We start from the raw sequence: 26881 nt of genomic DNA, 5'->3' as shown, positions 1-26881 counted from the left end.
CTTAAGTGAGAAGCTTTTGCTAAGCCTTTGAAAAAGTTGTAAAGACGCACTTGATAAGTGTCTTGAAACAGGGCATAAAAGTAGGGACGCGCAGGATGTGCGGATTTCGCTTGGTCCAAAGGCTCAATTTCTAAGTATGAGGTAATGACCGTGACTTCGAGTAAAACATTCCGCAAATTTCTGCTGGCGTCCGCCGTGTCTGCCATCCTTGTTTTTGGGGCCGGACCGTCCCGTTCCGAAGAGCAAACCGCGCAAAAGGTCATGAACCTGCGCGATGCGGTCGCCGTCGGTCTTGCGACCAATCCTGAATATGGCGTCGTGGCCGCGAGCAAGCGGGCGACCGATGAAGAGCTGAATCAGGGACAGGCGCTGTTTTTGCCGTCCATTGATGTCAATGCCGATGCCGGGTATGAGTACAGCGACGATGTCGGCACACGGGCGGGGCCGGGGGACGACACCGAGGAATTGTTTCGCCGTCAGGCGGGCGTGACGCTGACCCAGATGCTGTTCGATGGCATGGAGGCGCATTACGAAGTCAAGCGTCAGGAAGCGCGCGTTAATTCTTCGGCCCATAGAGTGAAGGAAACTTCCGAGCTGATCGGGCTGGCGATTGTTGAATCCTATCTTGAAGTGATGCGGCAGCGGCAGCTTCTGCTGATTGCCCGCGATAACGTGGCCGATCACGTCGCGATCATGGATCAGATCCAGGACGGTGTGACGGCCGGACGCTCCACGCAGGCCGATCTTGAGCAGGCGAAGGCTCGTCTGGCTTCCGCCCGTACGGTTGAATCCAGCACACGCCAGGCCCTGCGGAACGCTGAATCGCGTTACCGTCAGGAAGTGGGCGATCCGCCTGTCGATCTTGAATTTCCGGTCATTCCGTTCGACCAGCTTTCGCAAGATGTGGAAGAGGAGGTGGTGCAGGCGATGGCCAACAGCCCGACGCTGAGCATTTTTGAGTCGGATATCGAAGTGGCTTATGCCGAGGCGCAGGGTACGAAATCGACGTTCTACCCGCAGGTCGATCTGCAGCTCAATGCCCGTACCGGGAACGATCTGGGCGGGGTTGAGGCCGAGGATACCAGCGCGTCGGCTCTGGTCGTCATGAACTGGAATCTCTACCGTGGTGGCGCGGATGTGGCGCGTTCCCGCGAGTTCGTCCACCGCCATCAGCAGACCAAGGAAGAGCGTGCGGAAGCCGCCCGCGGCGTTGAAAACGATGTGCGCCAGACCTGGGCCGGAATGGTTTCCGCCGGGGAGCGTGCGACGCAGTTCTCCGCTCAGGCCGAGGCCAATGCCGAAGTCGTGAAGGCTTACAAGGACCAGTTCAATCTGGACCGCCGGACGCTTCTGGACGTGCTTGATGCCCAGAACGAACTGTTCGTTTCCCGCAGCAACACGGTCAACTCCGAGTTTCTTGAGATGTTTGCGGTTTACCGTCTGCTGGCCCTGAAGGGCAAGCTGCTTCCTGTGATCGGCGTTGACTATCCGCGGGAAAGCACCCTTGCCTCCGGTGAGCAATGGTCTTACAAAGAGACAATGGACGCACGCTAAGCTCCTATTTGTCTGCGTTCCTCATTCTCTTTATATCATGGACCTGTTCACGTGAGCGACAGACACGACAAAGGCAAGGCTGCCCCCTCAAAACCCCGTCGAGATAATGAGGACGATCCGCTTCAGATGAATGAGCAGGCGGGTTCTTCTGCGGGCGGCGATCCGAAGCAAAGGGACAAGACCCCCGACGGGTGGCCGCTGCAGGCCGACCGCATTGCTATTTCCGATCCGCTTGTCGATTGCCTTTGCCTGATGGCCGGACATTACGGGCGGCGTACCAGCCCTGCTTCGCTCACGGCCGGGTTACCCGTGCCTCCGGCGGGCATCACGCCCGCGCTTTTTATTCGGGCGGCGGAGCGGGCCGACCTGCAGGCGACATTGGCTGAGCGTTCGCTTGAATCGCTGGCGATTGCGCCGAATCTTCCGTGCATCCTGACCCTTGAGCATGGCCAAGCCTGCATTCTCAAAGAGGTGCGGTTTCCGCCCAAGCATCCGCCGAAGAAAAATGATGAGCAGGCGCTTGAGATTCATCCCTCCACACGCTTTTTTGTTCAGTTCGCAGAAACCCAGGACGAGAAAAGTTATATCAGTCTGGAGGAACTCAAACGACTGTATACCGGCTATGCGTTTTTTGTGCGGCCGGTGGCGCGTTCGGACGACCGGGCCGGACCGGCGGAGATCGATACGGGGCGCGACTGGTTCTGGGCCACGCTCAAGAAAAACCGCACCATTTACACCGAGGTCATTATTGCGGCGCTGATCGTCAATTTCATCGGGCTGGCCAGTTCGATCTTCGTGATGAACGTGTATGACCGAGTGGTGCCGAACAGCGCGTTCGAGACGCTATGGGCGCTGTCGGGCGGGATTATCGTGGCCTATATCTTCGATTTTATTTTGCGGAATTTGCGGGCGCATTTCCTCGATTATGCGGGCAAGAAGGCGGATGTGAAAATCTCGGCCGAGCTGTTCGAGCAGATTCTCGGCATGACGATGGCGGCGCGGCCCAAAAGTGCGGGGATTCTGGCCAGCAATATGAAGGAATTCGAGACGCTGCGCGATTTCTTCACGTCCGCGACCATGACCGCGCTGATCGATCTTCCTTTCGTGCTGATTTTTATCGGATTTATCGCCCTGATCGGCGGGCCGATTGCTTTGGTTCCTATCGCGGCAATTCCGCTGGTCATCGGCATGGGCTTCTATCTTCAGGGGCCATTACAGAGGGTCACCAAGGATTCGATGCATGAGAGCGCTCTTAAAAACGCTCTCTTGTTCGAGACGATTATCGGGCTGGAGACGATCAAGGTGCAGGCGGCTGAGGGGCATATCCAGCGGCAATGGGAAGAGCTGAGCGAGAAGGCTTCGCGCACGGCGGTCAAATCGCGGCAGCTTTCAGCGTTCGCGCAGAACTGGGCGCTTTTTATCCAGCAGCTGGTGAGTGTCGGGATCGTCATCGTGGGTGTTTATCTGATCAGCTATGGCCATATTACGCAGGGCGCGTTGATCGCCTGCGTGATTCTCTCGGGCCGTGCGATGGCGCCCTTGGGGCAGATCGCCGGACTCATGACGCGCCTGAACCAATCGCGGCACGGGCTGAAGCAGCTGGACGATCTGATGCGGAAACCCGTTGAGCGGCCTTACGGCAAGCATTTCGTTTCCATGCCTGAAACACGCGGGCGTGTCGAATTCCGTGACGTTTCGTTCCGCTATCCCGAGGCGCGGGTGCAAACGCTCAACCACCTGAATTTCGTCATCGAGCCGGGGGAGCGCGTCGGGATTATCGGCGCGGTGGGTTCGGGGAAGACGACCATTGAGCGGCTGCTTTTGAATCTGTACGAGCCGGAAACCGGATCGGTGCAGCTGGACGGAACGGACGTGCGGCATATCCATCCCGGCGATTTGCGGCGGAATATCGGCGCCGTGCAGCAAAGTCCGCAGCTTTTTTATGGCTCCGTGCGGTCGAACATCACGATGGGACACGAAACGGCGCCGGACCGGGCGGTCTTTAAGGCTGCGGAAATGTCCGGCGTTCTTGAATTTTTGAAAGATTCTCCCACAGGGCTTGATACGCAGGTCGGTGAGCGCGGCGATGCGCTCTCGGGCGGGCAGAGGCAGGCGGTAGCGATTGCGCGGGCGCTGCTCTACGATCCGCCGGTTCTGATTCTCGACGAGCCGACGGCCTCGATGGATCCGGCGTCCGAGACGCGTTTGCGGGCGCGATTGACGAAGCTCTGTCAGGGCAAGACGACGATCCTGATTACGCACAAGGGCGCGATGCTGACGCTGGTGGACAAGCTCATCCTGATTGACCGCGGGCGGCTGATCGCCTACGGCCCGAAGGATGAGGTCATCCGCAAGCTGCAGGCGCGGCAATACGGAACGGCGGCGGAGAATACGAATGTCTAAAGCCAACACTTCTGCCGCCCATCCTTCCGCCAAGGCCAAAAATCCCGGCGCCCCTCAAAGCGGTCCTCAAGCGGCGATCAACGATTCCGCCGAATGGACGGCGATCCGGCAAAACTGGGCCAAGGAGCAGGCTGCGATGCTGCGCGCCCGCGCCGAGACGCTTTTCGAGGTGGACGAGCAAGTCCCGCTGTCCAAGCATCTGCTGCTGGTGATTATCACGGCGTTTTTTATCTTTTTCCTTATCTGGGCGAATTTTGCGCCGCTGGATGAGGTTACACGCGGGGAAGGCAAAATCATTCCCTCTAGCGAGGTGCAGGCGCTGCAAACCCTCGATGCCGGGATCGTCGAGGAGATTCTGGTGAAAGAGGGCGACGCCGTCGAGGCGGGGCAGGTTCTGGCGCGGCTCAGCGATATCGAGGCGTCGTCCGATCTGGGGGCGAACCGGGCGCGTTATCTGGGGCTTCTGGCGGCGATCACGCGGTTGCAGGCCGAGGCGGAAGGCAAGAGTGAGGTTGTTTTTCCCAAAGAGGTCGAAACGGAAGCGGCCGAAAGCGTGACCGAAGAGCTTAACGCCTTCCGCGCCAACCAGAAGCAGCGCGAGGGGCAGCAGAAAGTCCTTCAGGAGCAAATGACCCAGAGGGAGCAGGAAGTCGATGAGTTGAATAGCCGGATCGGCGATCTCAAGGGCGTGATCCGCTTGCAGCGTGAGGAGAAGAATATGATCGCGCCTCTGGTCGCCAGAGGGTCGGCGCCGAAGCTGGAACTGCTGCAGCTCGAACGGGCCATCAAGGAAAAATCCGCGGAGCTGAACGGCCTGGAATCCAGCGTTCCGCGGGCTAAGAGCGCCATCGAAGAGGCCAAGGCGCGGCTGGCCGATCTGGACAGCACGATGAAGGCGGAAGCGCAAAAGGAGCTGGCCGCGAAGCTGACGGAGATGAATGAAATCCGCGAACGGCTGGCGGCGCTTAAAGAGCGCAAGACGCGCAAGGAGATCAAGGCGCCGGTGGCGGGCACGATTCAGGATATCCGAATCAAGACGATCGGCGGGGTGGTCAAGCCCGGAGAGGATTTCATCAAGATCGTGCCCAAGGACGACCAGTTGATCGTCGAGGCGCGGGTGAAGCCGTCGGACCGGGCGTTCATTTATCCGGGGCAGCCGGCGATGATCAAGCTGACGGCCTATGATTTTTCCATCTATGGCGGGCTCAAGGGCGAATTGCTGGATATCTCGGCCGATACGTTCGAGGATGAGAAGGGCAACAGCTATTACCGTGTGCGGCTGCGGACCTATGAGACGCAGCTCAAGCGGGCCGGAGAGATTCTGCCCATCATTCCGGGCATGGTGGCGAGCGCGGATATCCTGACGGGCAAGAAAACCGTCATGCAGTATCTGATGAAGCCGCTGATTAAAACCATCGACGATGCGATGAATGAGCGCTAGGACCGGGCGCACGGCTTTTCTAAAGACCTGCAAACACGCGCTTTTTGCGCTTCCGCTTCTCAAATACGTTTAAGTATTCTGCGATGCGCTTCTCAAAAGCCTGTGTTTTCGCTGACTTTATAAAAGCCGTGCGGCTGCGGTCCTCAAGACGGGACTAAGTCTGTGGCGTTTTGTCTTTTTTCCACCTTCGGATTCCGCTTTTTGTGTTCGATCAAAAGTTTAGGGTGCGGTTGTTTCCTGTTCGCCGCCGTTTTTCCTGAAGCGGACTCAGTCCTGTTAGTCCGGTGCGCGGGCGGTTTGAGGGGGTTACCGAGCGTATTATAGGAATATTTTCATTTTTTGTCCAGTTCCGAACGCTCGGCCCAAAAAGGGGCTTTTGAAACACGGCGGGCACAATGATCACGACGATAAAGAGATTCTGTTTTATCGCTTAGAGTCGGCCTCTGATTCTCATGAATTTTTCTGGATCCCCGCTTGCGCGGGGATGCCAAGGAGGGTGCAAAGCCAAGCTTGCGTTATGTTATGGGCGGATTCCGGCCTTCGCCGGAATGACATTTAGGGAGGCGCGGCGGTTTTTGGTGAAACGGCTTGCAAAATCCGGCGGAATGGGGTTTTTCTAATAGTCTTGATTCATGTTCACCCTTTGAAAATTTTAAGAGACCGCCATGCAAGAGGGTCAGGCCGCCGTGGTTAAAGGATCGTCCATCGCCATCACACTCCCTGACGGGGCGGTGCGGAGCTATGGCGCAGGGGTCACAGGGATGGAGATTGCCGAGAGCATTTCCAAATCGCTGGCCAAGGCGGTGATTGCCGTGCGGATTGACGGTGAGATTTGCGATCTTTCCCTGCCGATTCTGCAAGATGCCAAAATCTCGCTCATCAAACGCGAGGACGAGGCGGCGCTGGAACTCATCCGGCATGACGCGGCGCACGTCATGGCGGAAGCGGTGCAGAGACTCTTTCCCGGCACGCAGGTGACGATCGGGCCGTCCATCGAGAACGGGTTTTATTACGACTTCGCCCGCAATGAGCCGTTTTCGAGCGAAGACCTTGCCGTCATCGAAAAAGAAATGCGGAAAGTCGTGGAGCGCGGCGCGGCGTTCACCCGCGAAGTCTGGAACCGGGACGAGGCGATCCAATATTTCACCGATAAGGGCGAGATGTTCAAGGCGGAGTTGATCCGCGATCTGCCCGAAAGCGAGGCGATCAAGATTTACCGGCAGGGGGAATGGCTGGATTTGTGCCGCGGGCCGCATATGCCGACGACCAAGCACGTTGGTACGGCGTTTAAGCTGCTCAAGGTGGCCGGGGCATACTGGCGCGGGGATTCGAACCGCGCGATGCTGACGCGGATTTACGGTACGGCGTGGCGTACCGACAAGGAGTTGCAGGATTACCTGACGCAGATTGAGGAGGCGGAGAAGCGCGATCACCGCAAGCTGGGGCGCGAGATGGATCTGTTTCATATGCAGGACGAGGCGCAAGGTTCCGTTTTCTGGCATGAAAAGGGCTATACGATCTGGCTGGCGCTTGAGGCCTATGTGCGCCGCCGTTTGCGGGATGCCGGCTATATTGAGGTCAAGACGCCGCAGCTTATGGACTCACGTTTCTGGGAGCAGTCGGGGCATTGGGGCAAGTACCGCGAGAATATGTTCGTGGTGCCCGACGTGGTGCCGAATACCGAGGAGGGCGGGAAGGTTTTCAAGGAAGAGCCGAAGCATTTTCTGGCGCTCAAGCCCATGAACTGCCCCGCGCACGTGCAGATTTTCAAGCAGGGGATCAAGTCGTACCGCGATCTGCCGATCCGTATGGCGGAATTCGGGTGCTGTCACCGGAACGAGGCGCACGGGGCGCTGCACGGTTTGATGCGCGTGCGTCAGTTCACGCAGGACGACGCGCATATTTTCTGCCGCGAGAGCCAGATCAAATCGGAGAGCATCGCGTTCTGTGACCTGCTCAGTAAAATTTACCGCGATCTGGGGTTTAACGATCTTAAGGTCAAGCTGGCGACGCGGCCGGAAAAGCGGGTCGGGACGGAAGAAAGCTGGGATTATGCGGAAAACGCGCTTAAAGAGGCGCTGGAGGCGGCGGGGTTGCCGTATGAGCTGGCGCCCGGAGACGGGGCGTTCTATGGACCGAAGCTGGAGTTTCATATCCGCGATGCCATCGGGCGGAGCTGGACGTGCGGGACGCTGCAACTTGATCCCAATCTGCCGGAGCGGCTTGACGCCAGTTATATCGCGGAAGACGGGCAGCGACATCGGCCTCTGATGCTGCATCGGGCGATTCTCGGGTCGATCGAGCGGTTTATCGGAATCCTGATCGAGAATTATGCGGGGAGGCTGCCGCTCTGGCTGGCGCCGGTGCAATGCGTGGTGGCGACGATCACGGGCAGCGCGGATGACTACGCGCAGGAGGTCTATGAGAATCTGCGGAAAGCCGGTCTGCGGGCCGAGCTTGACCTTCGGAACGAAAAGATCAATTACAAGGTGCGGGAGCATTCCGTGGCCAAGGTTCCGGCGATTTTTGTGGTCGGGGAGCGGGAAGGCAAGGAGAAGACGGTGGCCATCCGGCGGCTGGGTTCCCCGGATCAGTCGGTCGTTGCCTGTGCACAGGCGATTCAATCGCTTGCAGAAGAGGCCAAACCGCCCTATTAATGTTCTTTCTAATGAAATTATATGATTTTTTCATGAACTACAGACGAGGAGACTTTTGAACAATACACGTAAACCCAATCGACCTTCCCCCGCCCAGTCCGGCGGTCCCAGGGTCAACGACATGATCTCGGCCAAGGAAGTCCGGGTCATCGATCAAAACGGAGAGATGAAAGGCGTTTTCAGCGTTCAGGAGGCCCAAAGAATGGCCGATGCTGCGGGCCTCGATCTGGTGGAGATATCGCCTAACACCGATCCTCCTGTGTGCAAAATCCTCGATTTCGGCAAGTATAAATACGAGCAGCAGAAAAAGGCCGCCGAAGCCCGCAAGAAGCAAAAAATCATCGATATCAAGGAAATCAAGATCAGTCCGCGGATCGACAAGCATGACTATGAGGTCAAGATGCGTAATGCGCGTCGTTTTCTGGAAGAGGGCGACAAGGTGAAGGTCACCATGCGGTTCCGGGGGCGCGAGATGGCCCACATCGATATCGGGCTTAACCTGCTCAAGAAGATGAAAGAAGAACTGGCCGACGTCTCCACCGTCGAACTCGAACCGAAATTCGAGGGGCGGCAGATGATTATGGTGCTGGCGGCAAAAGGTTAGGGCGTGTCCTCAAGCTTTGTCTTTTGGCCTGCAAAGGGCGTTTTTTTTGCGCTTCCGCTTCTCAAATACGTTTAAGTATTCTGCGATGCGGTTCTCAAAAAACGCCATTTTTGGCTCAAAATACTGCCCTTGAGAACACCCCCCAAGGTCGAAAGGCGCGGCTTTTGCGAAGACCTGCAAACAGGGGTTTCCCCCGTTGCTTCTTGCTTGCTTTTCGGGTTCGCTTGGCCTATCACTCTAGTTCCGTTGATCCGTTGAACAGAAAGACAGCGCGGTTCACATATGATCATAGACGTCATCGTTCTTCTTGTCCTTATTGCCTCGGTTCTCATCGCTTTCCTGCGCGGGTTCATCCGTGAAATCCTGACCATCATCGGGATTATCGGCGGGATGGCGGCGGCGTATTTTACAGGGCCGATGCTTGCGCCGACAATGCGCGGATGGCTGGGGGTCAAGGAGGCCGTCGAGGGTGAGGAACAGGCCAAGCTGTTCGATCTGATTCCCTATATTTATGTTGCCGATGCGCTGGCTTATGGCGCGATTTTTATCGTTTTCGTGGTGATCCTCTCGTTCCTCAGCCATTTTCTGGCGGAGTTCGTCAGCAAGATCGGTCTTGGTGCGCTGGACCGGACGCTGGGCGTGATCTTCGGGATCGTGCGCGGCGTGCTGCTGGTCGGGATTATCTATCTGCCGGTCTATGCCAACGTCACCACCGAGAGCAAGCAGAAATGGATGGAGGGCAGCAAGACCGCGCCCTATCTTGAGGTCGTTGCGGGATGGCTCTATGCGCTCGTGCCCGAGGATATGCGGACCGAGGTCGAGAAGCTTTCGGGCGAGGGTAATCCGGCGCAGAAGCTGCTGGAGGCGCAGGGGCTGACTGGCGGAGATCCTGCCAAGGAGGGGGAAACTTCGGGGGGTGCTCCCGCCGATCCGGCGACCGGGGACGCGAAGCCTGACGACGCCAAGCCCAAGGATACGCAGGGTTATACGGATAAGGACCGCAAGGCGATGGACAAGCTGATTGAAGAAAAGACGCAAGGCAAAGCGGGGCTTAACGAGTGAGGTTTGCTGCATGACAACGCCGTTCGATGACGACAAGCTTCACGAGGAATGCGGCGTTTTCGGCGTTTACGGGCATGAGGAAGCGGCCACGCTGACGGCGCTGGGTCTTCATGCGCTTCAGCACCGGGGGCAGGAGGCGTGCGGTATTGTTACGTACGATGGGGAGCACTTTTACGCCAAGCACGCGTTCGGGCTGGTCGATGACACGTTCAGTCAGGCCGAGGTCATCAGGGGGCTTCCGGGTCATGTTGCGTTGGGGCATAACCGTTATTCGACGACCGGGGAGCCGATGTTCCGCAATATCCAGCCGCTTTACGCGGATATGGATCACGGCGGGTTCGCGGTGGCGCATAACGGCAATCTGACCAACGCCCATGCGCTGCGCGGCCAGTTGGTCAAGCGCGGTTCGATCTTTCAATCCACCAGCGATACGGAAGTCATCAACCACCTGGTCGCGGTTTCCCGCGAGGAAGTTGTTGAAAACAAACTCGTCGAGGCGTTGAACCAGATCAAGGGCGCTTATTCGGTTCTGGCGCTTTCGGGTGACAAGCTGATCGGGGTGCGCGATCCGTTCGGAATCCGGCCTCTGGTGATGGGCAAGATCGGGGATGCCTATGTTCTGACCTCGGAAAGCTGCGCGCTGGATATCATCGGGGCCGAACTGGTGCGGGAGGTCGAGCCGGGGGAAGTTGTGGTCATCGATCATGACGGGGTTCGCACGTTCAAGCCCTTCGAGACGAAGGCGCACCGTTTTTGCATTTTCGAATATGTTTATTTCGCGCGGCCGGACTCGTATGTCGAGAACCGCTCCGTTTATGAGATGCGGAAGCGGATCGGGATGGAACTGGCCAAGGAAGCGCCTTGCCCCGAGGCGGATATTGTCGTTCCGGTGCCCGATAGCGGCGTGCCTTCGGCCATCGGTTTCGCGCAGCAAAGCCGCAAGCCGTTCGAGCTTGGCATCATCCGGAATCATTACGTGGGGCGGACGTTTATCGAGCCTTCGGACAAAATCCGGCATCTGGGGGTCAAGCTCAAGCATAACGCCAACAAGGCGTATATCGAGGGCAAGATTGTCGTTCTGATCGACGATTCCATCGTACGGGGTACGACGTCGCGCAAGATCGTCGAGATGATCCGCGAGGCGGGGGCGAAAGAGGTTCATATGCGGATTTCCTCGCCGCCGACAAGCCATAGCTGTTTTTACGGGATCGACACGCCTTCGACCGAGGAGTTGCTGGCGCATAATATGTCCGTCGAGCAGATCCGCGATTTTATCCGGGCGGACACGCTGGCCTATGTTTCTATCGACGGGCTTTACCGCGCCATGGGCGAGGAGCGGCGAATCAACAAAAACCCGCAATTCTGCGATGCGTGTTTTACGGGAGAGTATCCCGTTGAATTGACGGATCATAACGACAACCGCACGGGCGCCCGGGTCACGGGTTTGCGTTCGGCGATGATCAAGGCCGAGGGCTGACGGATGCTTGCTTTTTTCTCATCCGCGGATGACTCCGATGTTGTGTCTTACAAACGTCTGGCGCTTTCCCTCGGGGTGGGGCTGCTGGCGGCGTGTCTGGCGGTTTGTGTTTATCTCGTGTTTTTTTACGATCCGGCCCGCAGTCCGGGGGTTGCCCTAGTTGTTTCTATCGCCGGGGTTTTGTCGGCTCTTTTTACAGGGCCGTGGGCGGTGGTGCAGATTCTTCTCGGGGTGCGCGGGTCTTATTATGCCTTTGTCACCGTGACCGGGCTTCTTCTTTATGTTGCCTTCGTGTATTCACAGATAAAATATATGCCCCGCCGTTTTCTGGTTTTTCTTGCCGGGGCGGATGTCTTCATTCTCGTCTTTTTGCTCTGGTGGGCGCGGCTGATCGCCTGGTAGGGTCTTGTCGCATTTATAAAAAAACCGCCCTTGGTTTTCGGGCGGTTTTCGTTTTTTCAGATCAAATGCTGCGTCTATTTACGCCGCCTTTTTCGAGGATGATTTTTTTGCTGCGCCTTCATGCATTTCAATCGTGCGGGTCGGGAAGGGGATGGTGATTCCGGCACCATCGAAGCTTTCCTTCACGGCTTTCGTCAGATCGACTTTCAACGGTCCGGAGTCCGCGTTCGTGGACCAGAAGCGGGCGGTGAGCTGCACGGCGAAATCGCCGAGATTCGAGACCATGACTTCCGGTTGTTTGCCCTCGGCGGCGATGACGCGGCTGTCGGCCTTGATGGTGTTCTCCAGAGTCTTCAGAGCCTTGGCGATGTCATCGGTGTAGCTGATACCGATGGTGATGTCCTGCCGGCGTTCCTCGTTGCGGGAGAAGTTCTGGATGTTGGTGTTCCAGAGGTTGCTGTTGGGCACGAAGATGTAGACGTTGTCGCCCGTGGCCAGTTCGGTTGCAAAGAGGCCGAGGGTTTTGACGGTGCCCGAAACCCCGCCGCAGGTGATGGTGTCGCCAACATTGAAGGGGCGCAGGAAGAGCAGCATGACGCCGGAGGCGACGTTGCTCAGGGTGCCCTGCAACGCCAGACCGATCGCGAGGCCGGCGGCGCCGAGTATTGCCAGAAGACTTGCGGTCTGAATGCCGAATTGCTGCAGCACGGTTATGATGGCGATGGCGAAGATCAGATATTTTGCACCTACAGCGAAGAAGGATTTGAGGGTTTCATCGACCTTTTTGATCTTGCGGATTTGTTTGCTGGCCCAGTTGCCGCCGATCCAACCGGCGATCAGAATTGCGATTGCGATTACAACATTCGTAGCCAATATCATCATGGGACTCATCCCGGACCTCCTCGTTTTTTGCGTGTTTCCGAGTCATAAAGACTTTTTTGCTGTCTGGCAAGTTTGGCTCTGAGGCAAGGGTTTTAGGCTTTTGCGTGAATTATTGGCAAAAAAATTGCGGTTAGTGCTAAAATGTAGGCAGGTAATGATTGACCTCATTTTTACGTAAGGATGCCCCCTATGTTCACACGCGAAGAGATCAAAAATAATCTGATCGGCTGTGCCGAGATCGTTTTGTTCATGCCGCACGGGGTTGAGCGATATGATCCCAGCAAAAGCGCTGCAATTCGCTCGTTTTTAGTTAGTTTGTTTCTGCTGCCCGTTGTGGTGGCTATCTGGTCATTCCGCGCAGGGACGGTTCCGGTCCCGCTAGTCGTTGGTCTGCATTTTGTGCATTTTGTCCTGACCGCTGTTTTGTTTCTTACAACCGTTTATTTTTTGAGCAAGCAGTATAACAGGGAGCAGCATTTCTTTCGTTTTATTACGGCTGCAAATTGGCAGGGCGTTTCGGGGGTTTTGTTTTCCCTGCCTATATTGATTGCTGTTTTTGCCGGTTTCGATATTGAGCCGTGGCAGAATTACAGTGTTTTTGTCACTCTTCTGATGTATGTTTACACTGGATTTATCGCTACATACGTTTTTAAATTTCCCTGGGAGCTGGGAGGATTTATAGCCGTGGTTGCTCTTGCTTTCGACCAGAATCTTCTTGAGGTTGTTAAGATTCTGAAAGATTACTTCGCGTAGCTGTCTAATTTTTGAATGGGTTTTTGCTGGCCCGGAGCAGCAGGCGCACGGGAACGCCCGGGATGCCGTAGTCTTTTCTCAAGCCATTGATGATGTAACGCCTGTAGGTGTCGGGCAGATCCTGCGGCTTTGAAACCCAGAGGGCGAAGGTCGGCGGGCGCGTTTTGATCTGCGTGATGTATTTGAGGCGATTGGGTCGTCCGCCCACCAAGGGCGGAGGGTTCTGGCTTTCCATGCGTCCCAGCCAGCGGTTCAGGCCGCTTGTCGCTATGCGTTTGTTCCAGATTTCGTAGGTTTCAAGGGCTACGTCCAGCAGGCGCTCTATGTTGCGGCCGTTCAGTGCCGAGAGAGTCACGACGGGGATGTCGCGGGTCTGGGCCAGAGAGGTTTCCAGCTTGTCGCGGATTTCCTCCAGTTTTTCCGAGCGGTTTTCCACCGTGTCCCATTTGTTGACGGCGACGATGATGGCGCGGCCCTCTCCGATGACGTGGTCGGCGAGCTGGAGATCCTGCTTTTCGAGGGCGGCGTTGGCGTCGAGTACAAGGATCACGAGATGGGCGAGGCGGACGGCGCGCAAGCTGTCCTCGACGGAAAGCTTTTCGATGACGTTCTGGATTTTTGATTTTTTCCGCATTCCTGCCGTGTCTACGAGGCGGAAATTGCGATCGGCGTAGGTCCAGTCCACAGAGACGGCGTCGCGGGTCGTTCCGGCCTCGGGACCGGTCATGACCCGCTCCTGCTTCACAATGGCGTTGAGGAGGGTCGATTTGCCGACGTTCGGGCGACCGATGATGGCGATTTTGAGGGATTTTTCGGTTTCTTCTTCCTCCTCTTCGGATTGCACGAAGTCAAAATCCTCCTGACCCTCCAGTGAGTCGATATCGCCGAAGTCCTCCGTTTGCGCTATTTCCGTATTTTCGCTGGTGTTATCTTCCCCCAGATAGGGTTCGAGGGCATGGAAAATATCCTCAAAGCCGACGCTATGCGCGGCGGAGAGGGCCAGAGGTTCGCCGAATCCCAAGGCGTAAGCCTCTCCGATTGCGCTCTGGGTGGTTTTGGCGTTTTCACATTTGTTGACGGCGAGGATGACGGGTTTCTTCTGTTTTCTGATGAAGGCGGCGAAATGCTCATCGGCGGGGGTGACCCCGGAGTGGCCATCGATGACGAAGAGGATGCAGTCGGCCTGCGCGAGGGCGGCCTCGGTCTGCTTACGCATCCGGCCCTGAATGGATTCATCGAAGCTTTCTTCCAGACCTGCCGTGTCGATCAGGATCAGGGGGCGGCCGAAAAGGGTGCCCTGCGCCTCGCGCCAGTCGCGGGTGACGCCGGGCGTATCATCGACGATGGCGAGATGCTTGCCCACGAGCTTGTTGAACAGGGTGGACTTGCCGACATTGGGCCGGCCGATGATGGCGAGTCTGAGCATCGTTCGTCCCTTACGGTGTCTATCTGTAGGCCGTTAATGTTCCGTCCGTTGCGAGCAGGAGCAGCGTTTTTGCGGCAATAATCGGCGAAGTGGCCGGTGTGCGATCCGAATCCCAGGCGCGCAGGATTTTACCGTTCGTCGCGTTGACCTCCAGCATTTCACCGTCCGTTCCGTGCAGGATCAGGCGTCCGCCGCCCATGACCGGGCCTTTCCAGGCGATCGGGCCGCTTTTCTTTTCCTCGTTCTTATAGCGGGGCAGGGGCGTGACCCAGACGATACGACCGTCTTCAAGATTAAGGGCGATGAGCTGATGATCCGCAGAGAGGACGAAGAGGAAGTTGCCGGCGGTCCATGGCGTTTCGGCGCCGCCGATTTCACGCTGCCAGACGCGAGCGCCGGAGGCCTGATCGAAGGCGACCAGCTTGCCGCCGAAACTGAGGACGATGACGAGGCCGCGGTCGAGGACCGGGAGCGCCTTGATGTCGGAGAGGCTTTCGAGGCCGCCGCCATATTGACGTACGCTGGAGATGTTATCGGACCAGGCCACCGACCCGTTTTCGACGCGCAGGGCGGTCACTTCGCCGGATGAAAAGACCGCCACGACGATATCTGCGTTGGCGGCGGGGCTGGCCGCGCCGAGAAGGCCCGCGGTTTCAGCGATGCCGACATAAATCCAGAGCGTGTCGCCGGAGCCTTCATCCAGAGCCACCACGCGGTTGTCGAGCGTTGTTACGAAGACACGGCCGTCGATGACGGTCGGCGCGGCGCGGGACGGGGCGGGCAGGCGCTTGCGCCAGACGATGCCGCCGTCCGATGCCTTCACCTTCAGAATTTCCGCGTAACCGTTGGTCACGAACAGATGGGCGTTGGCGTAGCTGACGCCGCCGCTGATGACGTCCTCGTCTTCGTCCTCATTCTGTATGTCGGCCTCCCATATTTGCTTGCCTGAGCCGAGGTCGAAGGCGCGCAGGTTAAAATTGGTGTCGAGCGTGTAGGCACGGCCCTCGGCGATCACGGGCTGCGCGGTTATGGGCAGACCGTCAGAGCTGCCCGCACCGATAGAGGTTTTCCAAGCTCTGCCCGCCTCTTTTGCGAGGGCGGGATTCTGCATGGAATGGTTGGGGTAGCCGCCGGCCTGCGGCCAGAAGGCATTGCTCCATGGATCGGGGGCGATGAGTTCGCGTTTTTCGCTGTCCGGTTCGAGGGTCTTCTGGAGTTCAAGAACCGACATCCGTTCGCCTTCCAGTTTCGTTTCATCGCCGCCAGAGTCGAAAACGCTTGTGACTTTCGAACACGCGCCGAGTGTAAAAGCCATCGAAACGAAAAGCAGCGTATTTCTGAAAGTTGCCATGTTGCGATCCTCAAAAAATTATTTCTTTTCAGGTTTTTGTTCTTGTTCTCCACCCGCCGGGGCGATGTCTTCCTGAGTCTGCGGCTCCTGCAATCCGTAAAGCATATCGAGTGAACGCGCCTTGCGTTCCAACGATTGCGGCAGGCTTTCCGATTTCAGGATTGTCGCGAGATGTTCGCGGGCCAGCTTGAAGTTCTTTTTGTGGTGGGCTTGCAGTACCGCGACTTCGAGACGAGCGAGGTTGTTCCAGGGGTTAGACTCATCATTTGCAACCTTTTCGAGCAGGGACAGGCCCGTTTCCGGGTCACTCTGCGCGATTAGACGCGCCATCTGAAAGCTTGCGAGATGCCTGAAATCAGGAGGGGAGGCGGGGTCTTTATTGATCTGGGCGTAGAGTTCCAGCGCCTTTGCCTTATCGTCCTTTTTGACCAACTCTCCTGCGGCCTGCCAAAGCGCCAGCGTTTTCAGGCCGGGGCGAAGGTCTTTGGAGACCGAGATCAATTCGGAGGCCGGGTCTTCGGCGGACAGGGCGTTGAGGAGTTTTTCCGTCTGGGCGCTCTTGATGCCGCTATCCCAGACCCGATAGCCCGAAAGGGCCGCCGTTCCAAGGATGATCATCAGGGCGGTGCCCAGAACGAAGCCACCGTAACTGTTCCAGAATCTTGCGACCCTTTCCTGCTTCAGGGCTTCATCGACTTCCGCCAAAAAATTTGCCATAGGCTTTCTCTTCCGAATACCGTGTCAGTGATACGTACAGGAGTAGAGTATTATAACTCCGCGGCTGTGAAGACAAGAGCGTTCCGTTCCCGGAGGCTTGCTTCTATGAGTCTTTCCATTTGATCGAGCAGCCCATGGAGGGGTGTTGCGGCGCCGTGGATATACCCGTCCGCCCGATTTCGCGCATCGCCTTCAGCAGTTCGGGTACGGTGGAGGCGTCCGCGGGTTTCGCGGAGGCGCTGTCGAGACGCCCGCGGTACTGCAGGGTCAAATTGCGGTCAAAGCCGAAAAAGTCCGGCGTGCAGACGGCGCCGTAGGCTTTTGCTGTCTGCTGGGTTTCGTCGATCAGGTAGGGGAAGGTCAAGCCGTGTTCCCTTGCGAAAAGCTTCATATTCTCGAACGAATCGGCGGGGTAGTTTTCCGTATCGTTGGGCATGATGGCGACGCAGCCGAACCTCTCCGTCTGCAGTGTTTTACAGGTTTCGGCGAGGCGGGTCACGATGGCTTTGACGTAGGGGCAGTGGTTGCAGATGAACATGACCAAAAGTCCTTCCGGCCCGCGGCATTCCGCCAAAGTCAGGGTGCGGCCGTCGATGTTTTTCAGAGCGAAGTCCGGGGCGGGAAATCCGGCTTGTTTTTCAGGGGTTTGCAGCAAGGCCATGGCGGTTCTCCTTGATTCTTCCTTTTTGTCGCATATTTTGTTACTCTTTATATATGAGTTTGCACGTCCTTCACAACCCGGCTGCGGAGCACTCCACCGGGTTCACCCGCAGTCAGTTCCAAAAACTCGACCAGCTTTATATCTATGCGGCGTCGAAAAAAGCTTTGACGTACAGGACCGTCGACTGCGATTTCAATGAGGGGCTGGCGACCTATACCTATTTTCAGGCGGCTTCGCAGAGGCCCAGCCTGCAGTTCGCCATCCGCAAGGTCGGGCCGCGGACCACCCTGTTCGAGCTTTACAGCCACGGCAAGGGCCGGGTTATCAAAAGCAGCGTTTTCGAGCGGGTTTTTGAGAGTCTGGCCGCCGAGGTGGAGCGGCTGGTGTCCGGCGGGCACTGACACGCTTCTTTCATCAGGAAAATTGCGGGTTTTTTTGCGTCTCCCCTTGAGTCGGGCTTGAAAAAAGATTATGTCTAGGGGTCTGTTTTCCAAGATCGGGTTTACGGGGGAGTTTTTATGAGCCGATTCTCGCATATCCTTGCGACCGCTGCGTTATTTGCTGTAAGCCTTACGGGGTTTTCCGGTCAGGCTTTTGCCGAGTACAAGGGCAATTCCATCGGCACTCTGATCGAGTACAGGGCCAAGTACGAAGACACGTTCATTCATCTGGCGCGGCGCAACGGTCTGGGGTTTGTCGAGATGCGCGCCGCCAATCCGGGGATCGACCCGTGGATTCCGGGCGAGGGGACGGAACTTATGATTCCCGCGCAGCATTTGCTGCCCGATGCGCCGCACCGGGATGTGGTGATCAATCTGCCGGAGATGCGGATTTATGCCTATGTGAACGGTGACCGTGCGCCGCTCAGCTATCCGATCGGGATCGGGCGCGAGGGGCTGTCCACACCCGTCGGGCATACGACCATCGTCCGCAAGGCGGTCAATCCGATCTGGCGCCCTACGGACCGGATGCGGAAGGAGAAGCCCGAGCTTCCTGTCGAAGTATTGCCGGGGCCGGAAAACCCGATGGGGACGCGGGCGCTTTATCTGGGCTGGTCGCAGTACGCCATTCATGGCACGAACAAACCCTATGGGATCGGGCGGCGGAGCAGCAGCGGTTGCATCCGAATGTATCCCGAGAGCGTTCTGGAATTCTTCGAGCGTATTCCCGTCGGCACCAAGGTGACCGTGGTCAATCAACCGCTCAAGCTGGCGTGGATCGGGGAAGAGTTGCTTTTAGAGGCGCATCCCGACCTCGATCAGGCGATCAAGATGGAAGAATCGGGCGTGATCGAGCACCAGAAGCTTACGGACGCCGATATGGCGCGTATCATGAAGGTCGCGGGGCCGTTTCAGGATTACCTGAACTGGCCGAAAATCCGCGCCGCGATCCGCGAGAGACGGGGGTATCCGATCGTGATTGCCCGCGTACCCGCGCAAGGCGAATCCCGCAAGAGCGAGGTGCAAGAGGTCAGCAATGAATTCCCGCGGGATGCCATCGTGCCCAAGAAGAAGCCCGAGAATATCAAGGCGATTAAGGTAGGCAATGCCAGCATTCCTTATCCGCCGCAGCTGCCTCAGAAGAAGGCCCGGATCATCGCCCGCGTGGATTGAACTCTGCAGGCAGGACCAAGAGCCATGGCCGAGCAGTAAGGCTGGGGAGTATGTCAGGAAACCTGATGTTTCATCAGGAAGAAGATGCCGTATGCGGCCGGTATGACAAGAGGGGCTAGCAAGAAGACGTAGCGCCACTGTGAGTTAAGAAAAACGAAGCTCAAACTGAAAACAGCGCATATAATAAGAGTCGCATAAGTTTGAAAGAAGTAGAGGGTCGCTAGGTCTGGAGATTCCATAGGGACAACACCGAAGCGCAACGCCAATTCGAATATCAAAAACACTAATAACAAGCTCAAGTTGTTCACTATTAGTACTAGCGCTGTTCGATTAATAATCTTGATCATCGTTTTCCGCTGGTTTTTTTGTTTCACAGGTTATTTATATAATAAAAAGACTGCCCCGAGGGACAGTCTTTTTTAAAATTTATATAGAATGCCCAATTACTTGGTCTGGGCTTTCTGGAAGACTTTGTCGCCATCCTGAGCCGGAACTTCAACAACAGAGTTGTCAGCGCCGTCATGGGTCGCGGTGCGCTCGAGAGCGTAGGGGGTCGCCAGCTCGGTGCTGTCAGCGGATTCGCTGCTTGCGCAAGCGGCCAGAGCCAAGGTGGAGCCAATCAGGCAGATTGTAGCAACAGTTTTTTTCATTTTAGTCCTCATTCGAATTAAACCTGTTTGAAAACGATGTAAGATCCGGATCACCTAAATTCATAAGCGAGTGTTCCTACTTTAATGAAGAGTTTTCGGGCATTGGCCCCTGTTTTTCAAGAGGCTTTCGGTCTTTTATCAACAAAACTTTGGGGGGGTGTGCAAATTTGCAACAGTCGTGGCCGATTTAAAAGCAGTCAGAGCGGATAGTTTTTTTGTTATGAAAAATAAATATCCATTTGATCGGTTTTTCAGCTTTTTTCGTTGGCTTCAAGATGTTCGAAAAAGGCATCTATTCCTACTCTGATCGACCGGGCGATTTTTTTGCGGTGTTCGGGTTTGCTCAGGCGGTCTACTTCCTTTTTGTTGGACATGAAACCCGCTTCAATCAGGATGGACGGGATATCCGGTGCCTTGAGGACCGCGAAGCCCGCATAACGGTGCGGATTGGGAAGGAGCTTCAAGCCGTTCCCCTGCATTTTCTCCACGAGGGTGTTGGCAAAAAACTTGGATTCGTTCATGGTTTCGGTTCGGGCGAAGTCAAAGAGGATGTTGGCCACCTGCTCATCCTCTACGCTCAGATCAATGCCCGCGATCAAATCCGCCTTGTTTTCCTTTTCGGCGAGGGCTGCGGTCTGTTTGTCCGAGGCCTGTTTGGAGAGGGTGTAGATCGAGGATCCCTGCACGTCATCCTTATGGATCGTGTCCGCATGGATGGAGACGAACAGATCGGCTTCGCGGTCGCGGGCGAATTTCACGCGGTCGGCCAGCTTGACGAAGGTATCCTTGTCGCGGGTCATGATAACCTTATAGCGTTGCGTGGCTTCCAGTTCTTTTTTCAATTCCCTGGCCAACGCCAGAACGATATTTTTTTCATAAACGTTGCCGATGCCGACCGCGCCGGGGTCAACGCCGCCGTGGCCGGGGTCAATGACGATGAGCGGTTTTGTGCCGGAGGTTTTTTCTTTCGCTGGTTTGGATTTGGGTACGGGGGTTCCTTCTTCGTCGGGCCTGTTCAAGGACGCGATTTGATTTATATCGGAGGCCGTGAGGGTTCCATGAATAGTTTCCTTATTCCGGGAAAACTCTTCGCGCCCGACGGGCTGGTAGTCGATCACCAGACGATCGGGTTTTTCGTCCTGGCGCGGGAGCATAAAGGCGGAGGTGATGCTCATGGGCCGGTCCATATCGAAAACGATGCGGGATATGCCCTTTTGCAGCGGGCCTTCGCGGATATCCTTGATTCCGGAGCCGGCGGGCTTCATGACCTTTCCGGCCCGCCATTCGAAATCGCCGATATCCACCACGAGGCGGTAGGGATTGTCGAGCGCGAAGACGCGGTAGTCCGTCACCTGGCTGAGTTCCACGACCATGCGGATTTTATCGGGGTGAACGCCGAAGCGGACCTGATCGACGCTCAGGGCGTAGGTCTTTGTGTCCGAAAGCATGAGCAGGGCGATCAGAACAAGGGAAAAAAAGCACAGGGGCGTTTTGAAATTCATGGAGGCAAAGCAACTCAAATTTGTTCCGGGGGCAAAGCTATCATAAGGCGGAGGGTGGCCGGAAGAAATCTTTATGGCCTGCGGATGGTTTCAAAGATCGGGATAAGTCAGCCATTTTTTTACGAATTCGGGGACGGTTTCCGCCGCACGGCCATAAATATGCTCGTGAAAGGCGCTGGCGATGTGGCTTTCTTCGAGGTTGATCTCGATTGTCCGTGCGCCGCTGTGCCGTGCGTGGGCGACAAAGCCTGCGGCGGGGTAGACATGGCCGGAGGTGCCAATAGAGAGAAAGAGGCCACAGGCGCTGAGAGCATCGTATATCTCGTCCATGCGGTAAGGCATTTCGCCGAACCAGACGATGTCGGGCCTGACCGTTCCGGTCTTCCGGCATTTATCGCAGGGGTGTGTGACCGTTATATCCGTGCGGCAGGTGGATTTCTCCCCGCATGAATAGCAGAAGACGCTCAGTAATTCGCCGTGCATATGGATCAGGTTTTTCGTTCCGGCGCGTTCGTGCAGGTCGTCGATATTCTGGGTGATGACCGTGACCTTTCCGGGCCAGTTTTTTTCAAGGTCCGATAAGGCAAAGTGGGCCGCGTTGGGCTGGATGGACGGTTCGAGCAACTGCCGACGCCGAGTGTTATAGAAATCCTGCACAAGGGCGGGGTTTTTGGCATAGGCCTGAGGCGTGGCGACATCCTCCACCCGGTGGCCGCACCAGAGGCCGTCGGAACCGCGAAAGGTCTGTATCCCGCTGTCTGCGGAAATTCCGGCGCCGGTCAGGATGACGATGTCGGTTGTTTTGTCCCGTTTCACCAAGAGCTTCCGGTTTGCTGTGTTGAGCCATATCTTCGCATCTTTTTTGTCCGCGATGAAGATTTTACTGCGTTGTATGTTATTCTTTCGGCGTTTGTTTGCTTTTTTCGCCGGATGGATTGTTCGTTGAACCTGCTTTTTAAAAATCTTGCCGTTGCCGCGCTCTATTATATCTCCGGGCGGGCCGGGCTTTATCTGGCGTCCGATCCGGCGATGGCGACGATTTTCTGGCCGGGGGCGGGGATCGCGATGGCCGCCGTTTATTCCTGCGGATATGCGATGGTGCCGGGGGTTTATATCGGCGCGGTGCTGGTCAATTTTACGGCTGTCTATCCGTCTTCAATCCCCGAACTGGATTATACTTTCCTGCGGATGTTTCTGATGGGCGGTCCGCCCGCCCTGCAGGCATTCGCGGGCGCGTTTTTGATCCGGCGTGTTCTGGGTTCGGGCAGCCGCCTTGAGACGTTCCGGTCGGTCTTGCTGTTCAGTCTTCTGGGCGGTCCGGTGAGCTGTCTTCTCTCAGCCAGTCTGTCGGAGGTCATTCTTTATTCCTTCAGGTTGATGCCCTTAAGCTCCATACCGCTGTCGTGGACGACCTGGTATGTGGGGGATATGCTCGGCGTTCTCGTTTTTGCGCCGGCGGGCGTGATGCTGGTCCATGAATCGGTTTCGCGTTTTCGCAAGCAGGTCGTGATTTTTCCGCTTCTCCTGCTTTTTACGGCTGTGATCTCAGTTTTTCAGTATGCCATCCGCAATGAAAAACTGAACAGGCAGGAGGCGTTGAAGGCCGACTCTGCGCTGATCGTTAATACGCTGAACAATCAAGTCAGCGCGTATATCCAGCAGATTGAGTCGCTGCGCCGTCTTTTTGAGGCTTCGGACTATGTTTCCGAAGAGGAATTCCGGGTTTTCCTCAAAGATGCGTTTATCGAATATCCGGCTCTTGCAGGGGTTTTTTGGGCACCACGAGTTTCTGATAAAGATCGGGGGGATTTTGAGCGGCGGGCGCAATCCTTTAAAGGGCCGGATTTCAGAATTCTGGATATGCGTGCCGATGGGCAGGTTGGAGCCGTTTCACCGCGGGATATCTATTTTCCGCTTCTTTTTGCCGCTCAGAGTCTGGGGGGGGGCGTTCAGGATGGGGTTGATTTCGCCAGCGATGGAGCCTTGCGCCAAAGGCTTATTGAATCCGGCCGAACCGGGCGACCGGGTTCATATAAAGTTGAAGGACTGTTCGGTTACGAGCAAGGTTCTTCCGTTGTGGCTCTCACTTTTCCGCTTTATGCTCCGGGCGCGGCGGCGCAAGATCCCGAATTATCGCTGCGCGGGTTTGTGATCGGGATTGTTCTGCCTTCGAAAATGCTGCAAGAGACCATGAAGGGGTGGGATCTGAGGGGGATCAGCCTGTCTTATGAAGATTTAAGCAAACCTCCTTCAGCGGTTGGGTCTGGAACCGGAGCGGAGGGTCATATTATTTTCCGTATGCCCGAATCCGGTATCCGTCATACGGAATCCTTCAAGATGATGGATGAGACTTGGCTCCTGACCTTCTCCCTGAGTAAGGATTTTCTGGAAAGCCATGTGAACTGGGGGCTCTGGTATGTTCTGGCCGGGTGTTTCCTTTTTACGTTTCTGCTCTCCGGTTTTCTGCTTGTGGTTACGGGTCATGGGGCTGTGACGGAGAGTGTCGTGGAGGAGCGCACACGGCAGCTCAAGGACCAGACCAACTTCCTGAAAATCATTATGGATCATGTCCCCGATCTGGTTTTCGTCAAGAACGAGCGGCATGAAATTATTGCCGCCAACCAGGCTTTTCTGGGGCTTTACGCTCCCGAGGACCGGGCCAACGTCCTCGGACGCACAGGGCTGGAGGTTTTTACCGAGGAGCAACAAGAGCTTTACAAGGCACAGGACCGGATGGCCTTTGATAAGGGGTATACCGAAATTTTCGAGAGTAACACGGCCTTTGATGGTGTCACGCGGACGTTTTTCACACGGAAAATCCGTTTCGAGGATGCTGCCGGGCTTCGGTATATGCTTGGCCTTTCCCGTGACATGAGTGACCTTCTTACCGCGCAGTCGCATCTGGAGTCTATCCTGATGACGACCGCCGACGGGCTGATGGTCATTGAGCAGGACGGACGGATCGCTTCGTTTAACCAAGCCTGTGAGCGGATTTTCGGTTATGTGCCGGAGGATATTATCGGCAAAACCATTGATGTTCTCGAACCTCCGATCCAGACGGAGGACAAGCAGCAGAATTTTCTGCATTTTATTCGGCAATCGGACAACGCCGAAGGGCAGAGGCGACATGAGCTGCTGGCGCGGCGCAAAGAGGGCAGCGTGTTTCCGATTTATCTGGCTGCATCGGAGGTTAAAGTGGGGGGGACACGTTTTTACAGTGCGATCGTGCGCGATATTTCCGTCGAGAAAAAGGCGCAGGAGGATTTGCGGCGTTCCAATCAGGAGCTTGAAGATTTCGCCTATGTTGCTTCGCACGATCTCAAGGCTCCCCTGCGTCATTTGAGTTTGAGCGCCAATTTCCTGATCCGCAATTATGCCGGACAGCTTGATGAGAAAGCGCAGGAGTTGCTGGGGATCATCCGCAAGAGTTCGGAGCGGATGTTCGAGATGATCGACAGTCTGCTGGCCTATTCGAGCGTCGGGCGCAAGGATGTGCCGATGACTTCGGTTGCCCTTAATGAAGTGCTTGAAGACGTTCTCGATAATCTCTCGGAGGTCATAGAGGCTTCCGGCGCGAAGATCTCCGCCGGACCGCTGCCGGAGATTCAAGGAAACCGCAATCTGATGATCCAGCTTTTTCAAAATCTGATCGAGAACGGTATGAAATACAGGAAGGCGGATACCGCGCCGGTCATCAAGATCGGATCGGGAAGCAGTGGGCGCTCTCATTTGATCGCTGTCACTGATAACGGGATCGGGATTGATCCGCAATACAAGGATAAAATCTTCAAAATCTTTCAGCGGCTGCACAGCGAGTCTGAATACCATGGTACGGGCATCGGTTTGGCAATTTGCCAGCGGATTGCGGAGTTTCACGGGGGAAGCATCGAGTTGGACACGCAGTATTCCGAGGGGAGCCGTTTTGTTATTAAATTACCCGCGGTTTGAGTTATAATGTCAGGGATGTAAAAAACTATGCAGGTTTGTGTGCCCGATCAGCCCCTTAACATTCTTCTGGCCGAAGACGAAGATACGGACGCGCTTTTTCTCATTCAGGCGCTGGAGGGGGCTGCCGTTTCCAAGACCGTTCATCATGTGCGCGACGGGGAGCAGGCGCTGCATTTTTTACGGAATACGGGGGAGCATCAGAGGGCGCCGCGGCCGCATCTGATCCTGCTGGATATCAATATGCCGAAAAAGAACGGTTATGAGGTTCTTGACGAAATCAAGGCGGATGAAAGGCTAAAGGTCATTCCCGTCATCGTCATTTCCGGTTCGAGCGATCCTGAGGATGTGCGGAAGAGCTATCGGCATCAGGCGGCGGCTTATGTCACGAAGTCAAAATGCCTGGAGGGGATGAGCAGCCTTGTCTCCGCCGTCGATTCTTTCTGGTTCAAACAGGCGCTTTTACCTGAATCTTGAGCTTCATGCCGGATCGGGGAGAATCATGAATTCCTTCAGGCAGATGAAGCCGTCACTGGCGGCGATGATCAGCTCATAGGGCAGGATGCAGGCAATCGTTCCGGGGTCGAGGCCGTGTTTTTCCTCCCAGCCGTTACAGTTCGTCACGATCAGTTTCTTGCCATCGACGAAGGCGAGGCAGCCGTAGTGGCCGAACGCGCGGTTGGTTCTCAGAAGTTCCTTTACCGGCTTCTTCCAATCGAAGGTTCGGAGGTCGTTGCCCGGTTCGGCGTATTCAGAGGCCAGTTTTTCGTTTTGCGGCTTGGCCTGTTTCCAGTAGCGCGTAAAATCCTTGAGGATCGCGGAGAGAATTTCCGCTCCGGCCAGAGCACAGCGGCTGGAGAGCACCTCGATGTCGGTTGATTCATCGACGGGGAAGGGTTCCTGATAGAGGATATCCCCGGCGTCGTATTTCTGGGTCATTTTGTGGACGGTGATGCCCGCGGCCTTCGGTTCCTTCAGGAGGATGAAGGGCATGGGCATGATCCCGCGCACGCGGGGGAGCAGGGCCGGGTGAACGTTGATGGCGTACGCCTTTTTCGGATCGACGGGCGGGATTTTGTATTTATAGCCGAAGGCGATGAAGGCTTGCGCGCCCTGGGCGATCAGGCTGTCGATCTGCTGCGAGGTGATCTTGCCCTCGATCGGCACGATGTTCAGGCTTTCGGCAAACATTTTAATTTGCGTGTTGTGCGAAAAGACCCCGTCACAGGGAAAGGTATAGAGGGCGATCAGCTCGTGGCCGTCCATGACAAGGCGCATCAGGGCGTTAAGGGAAAAATCATATCCGAAAAAGACAAACTTCATGGCGTGATTGTTCAGCAAAAGCGGGGGGTGGGCAAGGGGAAAAAAGTGCGTTGGGGCAGGGGGGCGGTCAGACCTCGTCGTCGAAGATGCTGAGCAGCTCCTTGCTCATGTCTTCGGAGGCTTTTATCGTGGCTATATTGGCCTTGTAGGTGATTTCGGAGAGCTTGAGGTTCACGATTTCCTCTTCCAGGCTGATGTTCGGCAGGCCGATGATGCCCTGATCATCCGCGAAGGGGGAGTCGGGATCGTAGGCCGGGACGAAGGGCGGGTTTTTGGGAACCACGTCCGTTCTGACGCCGCCCGTGGGTTCACCCAAAGACTTGGAAACCGTCGTCAGGGGTGTGTAGGGCGCCTGTCCGCCTTCTTCCAATGACCCTGCGGTGGTCAGGTTAGCGATATTGGAGGCGCTGGCGTTCAGCCGCTGGGTGGCCGCATTCAGTCCGTTTAATGCTATTCCG

The 26881-nt window shown here is 56.2% G+C and carries 23 protein-coding genes; 13 read left to right on the top strand and 10 right to left on the bottom strand.

Annotated features, from left to right (window positions below):
• Nucleotides 1-144: 144 nt before the first annotated feature.
• The 8 genes from IPN28_13550 to IPN28_13515 all read left to right on the top strand — a co-directional run bounded on the left by IPN28_13550 (nt 145) and on the right by IPN28_13515 (nt 11600).
• Complete coding sequence (locus IPN28_13550) at nt 145-1554, top strand: TolC family outer membrane protein (GenBank protein QQS57238.1); 1410 nt, start codon at nt 145-147, stop codon at nt 1552-1554.
• A 126-nt stretch (nt 1555-1680) separates the two neighbouring features.
• Nucleotides 1681-3957, top strand: coding sequence for a type I secretion system permease/ATPase (locus tag IPN28_13545; protein QQS58644.1), 2277 nt, complete (start codon nt 1681-1683; stop codon nt 3955-3957).
• On the top strand, nt 3950-5398 hold the full coding sequence (locus IPN28_13540) for an HlyD family type I secretion periplasmic adaptor subunit (protein QQS57237.1): 1449 nt from the start codon (nt 3950-3952) through the stop codon (nt 5396-5398). Before IPN28_13545 ends, IPN28_13540 begins: the two co-directional genes overlap by 8 nt.
• Before the next feature lie 665 nt (nt 5399-6063).
• The gene (gene thrS / locus IPN28_13535) at nt 6064-8055 is read left to right on the top strand and encodes a threonine--tRNA ligase (protein QQS57236.1); all 1992 of its coding nucleotides are present in this window, start codon (nt 6064-6066) and stop codon (nt 8053-8055) included.
• A 55-nt stretch (nt 8056-8110) separates the two neighbouring features.
• Nucleotides 8111-8659 (top strand): translation initiation factor IF-3, encoded by a 549-nt coding sequence (locus tag IPN28_13530; protein QQS57235.1) that lies wholly within the window; start codon nt 8111-8113, stop codon nt 8657-8659.
• Between the two features lie 282 nt (nt 8660-8941).
• The gene (locus IPN28_13525) at nt 8942-9721 is read left to right on the top strand and encodes a CvpA family protein (protein ID QQS57234.1); all 780 of its coding nucleotides are present in this window, start codon (nt 8942-8944) and stop codon (nt 9719-9721) included.
• A 10-nt stretch (nt 9722-9731) separates the two neighbouring features.
• On the top strand, nt 9732-11198 hold the full coding sequence (locus IPN28_13520) for an amidophosphoribosyltransferase (GenBank protein QQS57233.1): 1467 nt from the start codon (nt 9732-9734) through the stop codon (nt 11196-11198).
• A gap of 3 nt (nt 11199-11201) precedes the next feature.
• Nucleotides 11202-11600, top strand: a complete 399-nt coding sequence (locus tag IPN28_13515) for a hypothetical protein (GenBank protein QQS57232.1) — start codon at nt 11202-11204, stop codon at nt 11598-11600.
• 78 nt (nt 11601-11678) lie between these two features.
• Here IPN28_13515 and IPN28_13510 read toward each other — a convergent pair whose 3' ends face one another.
• A complete protein-coding gene (locus IPN28_13510; GenBank protein QQS57231.1) occupies nt 11679-12482 on the bottom strand; it encodes a mechanosensitive ion channel in 804 nt (267 codons plus the stop codon).
• A 249-nt stretch (nt 12483-12731) separates the two neighbouring features.
• On the opposite strand from IPN28_13510, the gene IPN28_13505 reads away from it, so the two are divergent.
• Complete coding sequence (locus IPN28_13505) at nt 12732-13235, top strand: hypothetical protein (GenBank protein ID QQS57230.1); 504 nt, start codon at nt 12732-12734, stop codon at nt 13233-13235.
• A 4-nt stretch (nt 13236-13239) separates the two neighbouring features.
• Here the strand turns inward: IPN28_13505 and der are convergent, their stop codons facing one another.
• The 4 genes from der to IPN28_13485 all read right to left on the bottom strand — a co-directional run bounded on the left by der (nt 13240) and on the right by IPN28_13485 (nt 17390).
• Nucleotides 13240-14661: a ribosome biogenesis GTPase Der gene (gene der, locus IPN28_13500; protein ID QQS57229.1), complete on the bottom strand. Its 1422-nt coding sequence runs from the start codon at nt 14659-14661 to the stop codon at nt 13240-13242.
• Between the two features lie 19 nt (nt 14662-14680).
• Nucleotides 14681-16012 (bottom strand): PQQ-binding-like beta-propeller repeat protein, encoded by a 1332-nt coding sequence (locus IPN28_13495; protein QQS57228.1) that lies wholly within the window; start codon nt 16010-16012, stop codon nt 14681-14683.
• An 18-nt stretch (nt 16013-16030) separates the two neighbouring features.
• The gene (locus IPN28_13490; protein QQS57227.1) at nt 16031-16729 is read right to left on the bottom strand and encodes a hypothetical protein; all 699 of its coding nucleotides are present in this window, start codon (nt 16727-16729) and stop codon (nt 16031-16033) included.
• A 103-nt stretch (nt 16730-16832) separates the two neighbouring features.
• A complete protein-coding gene (locus tag IPN28_13485) occupies nt 16833-17390 on the bottom strand; it encodes a thioredoxin family protein (GenBank protein ID QQS57226.1) in 558 nt (185 codons plus the stop codon).
• Nucleotides 17391-17443: 53 nt separating this feature from the next.
• Here IPN28_13485 and IPN28_13480 point away from each other — a divergent pair, with 53 nt between their 5' ends.
• On the top strand, nt 17444-17791 hold the full coding sequence (locus tag IPN28_13480; protein QQS57225.1) for a hypothetical protein: 348 nt from the start codon (nt 17444-17446) through the stop codon (nt 17789-17791).
• Between the two features lie 117 nt (nt 17792-17908).
• The gene (locus IPN28_13475; GenBank protein ID QQS57224.1) at nt 17909-19003 is read left to right on the top strand and encodes a L,D-transpeptidase family protein; all 1095 of its coding nucleotides are present in this window, start codon (nt 17909-17911) and stop codon (nt 19001-19003) included.
• Between the two features lie 443 nt (nt 19004-19446).
• On the opposite strand, the gene IPN28_13470 is transcribed toward IPN28_13475, so the two are convergent.
• The 3 genes from IPN28_13470 to cobB form a co-directional block, all read right to left on the bottom strand.
• On the bottom strand, nt 19447-19653 hold the full coding sequence (locus IPN28_13470; protein QQS57223.1) for a hypothetical protein: 207 nt from the start codon (nt 19651-19653) through the stop codon (nt 19447-19449).
• Nucleotides 19654-19904: 251 nt separating this feature from the next.
• Nucleotides 19905-21173: an N-acetylmuramoyl-L-alanine amidase gene (locus IPN28_13465; protein QQS57222.1), complete on the bottom strand. Its 1269-nt coding sequence runs from the start codon at nt 21171-21173 to the stop codon at nt 19905-19907.
• Between the two features lie 72 nt (nt 21174-21245).
• A complete protein-coding gene (gene cobB, locus IPN28_13460) occupies nt 21246-22091 on the bottom strand; it encodes an NAD-dependent protein deacylase (protein QQS58643.1) in 846 nt (281 codons plus the stop codon).
• Between the two features lie 6 nt (nt 22092-22097).
• Here cobB and IPN28_13455 point away from each other — a divergent pair, with 6 nt between their 5' ends.
• Nucleotides 22098-25103, top strand: coding sequence for a PAS domain S-box protein (locus IPN28_13455; protein QQS57221.1), 3006 nt, complete (start codon nt 22098-22100; stop codon nt 25101-25103).
• Nucleotides 25104-25130: 27 nt separating this feature from the next.
• Complete coding sequence (locus IPN28_13450; protein ID QQS57220.1) at nt 25131-25577, top strand: response regulator; 447 nt, start codon at nt 25131-25133, stop codon at nt 25575-25577.
• Nucleotides 25578-25580: 3 nt separating this feature from the next.
• On the opposite strand, the gene IPN28_13445 is transcribed toward IPN28_13450, so the two are convergent.
• Together IPN28_13445 and IPN28_13440 are read right to left on the bottom strand one after the other, a co-directional pair.
• Complete coding sequence (locus tag IPN28_13445; protein ID QQS57219.1) at nt 25581-26423, bottom strand: hypothetical protein; 843 nt, start codon at nt 26421-26423, stop codon at nt 25581-25583.
• Between the two features lie 67 nt (nt 26424-26490).
• Nucleotides 26491-26841, bottom strand: a complete 351-nt coding sequence (locus IPN28_13440) for a flagellar biosynthesis protein FlgC (GenBank protein ID QQS58642.1) — start codon at nt 26839-26841, stop codon at nt 26491-26493.
• Nucleotides 26842-26881 lie beyond the last annotated feature (40 nt).

Source organism: Alphaproteobacteria bacterium (assembly GCA_016699735.1).
Taxonomy (GTDB): domain Bacteria; phylum Pseudomonadota; class Alphaproteobacteria; order Micavibrionales; family Micavibrionaceae; genus JAGNKE01.
This window is presented reverse-complemented; position numbering and strand designations above follow the sequence as displayed.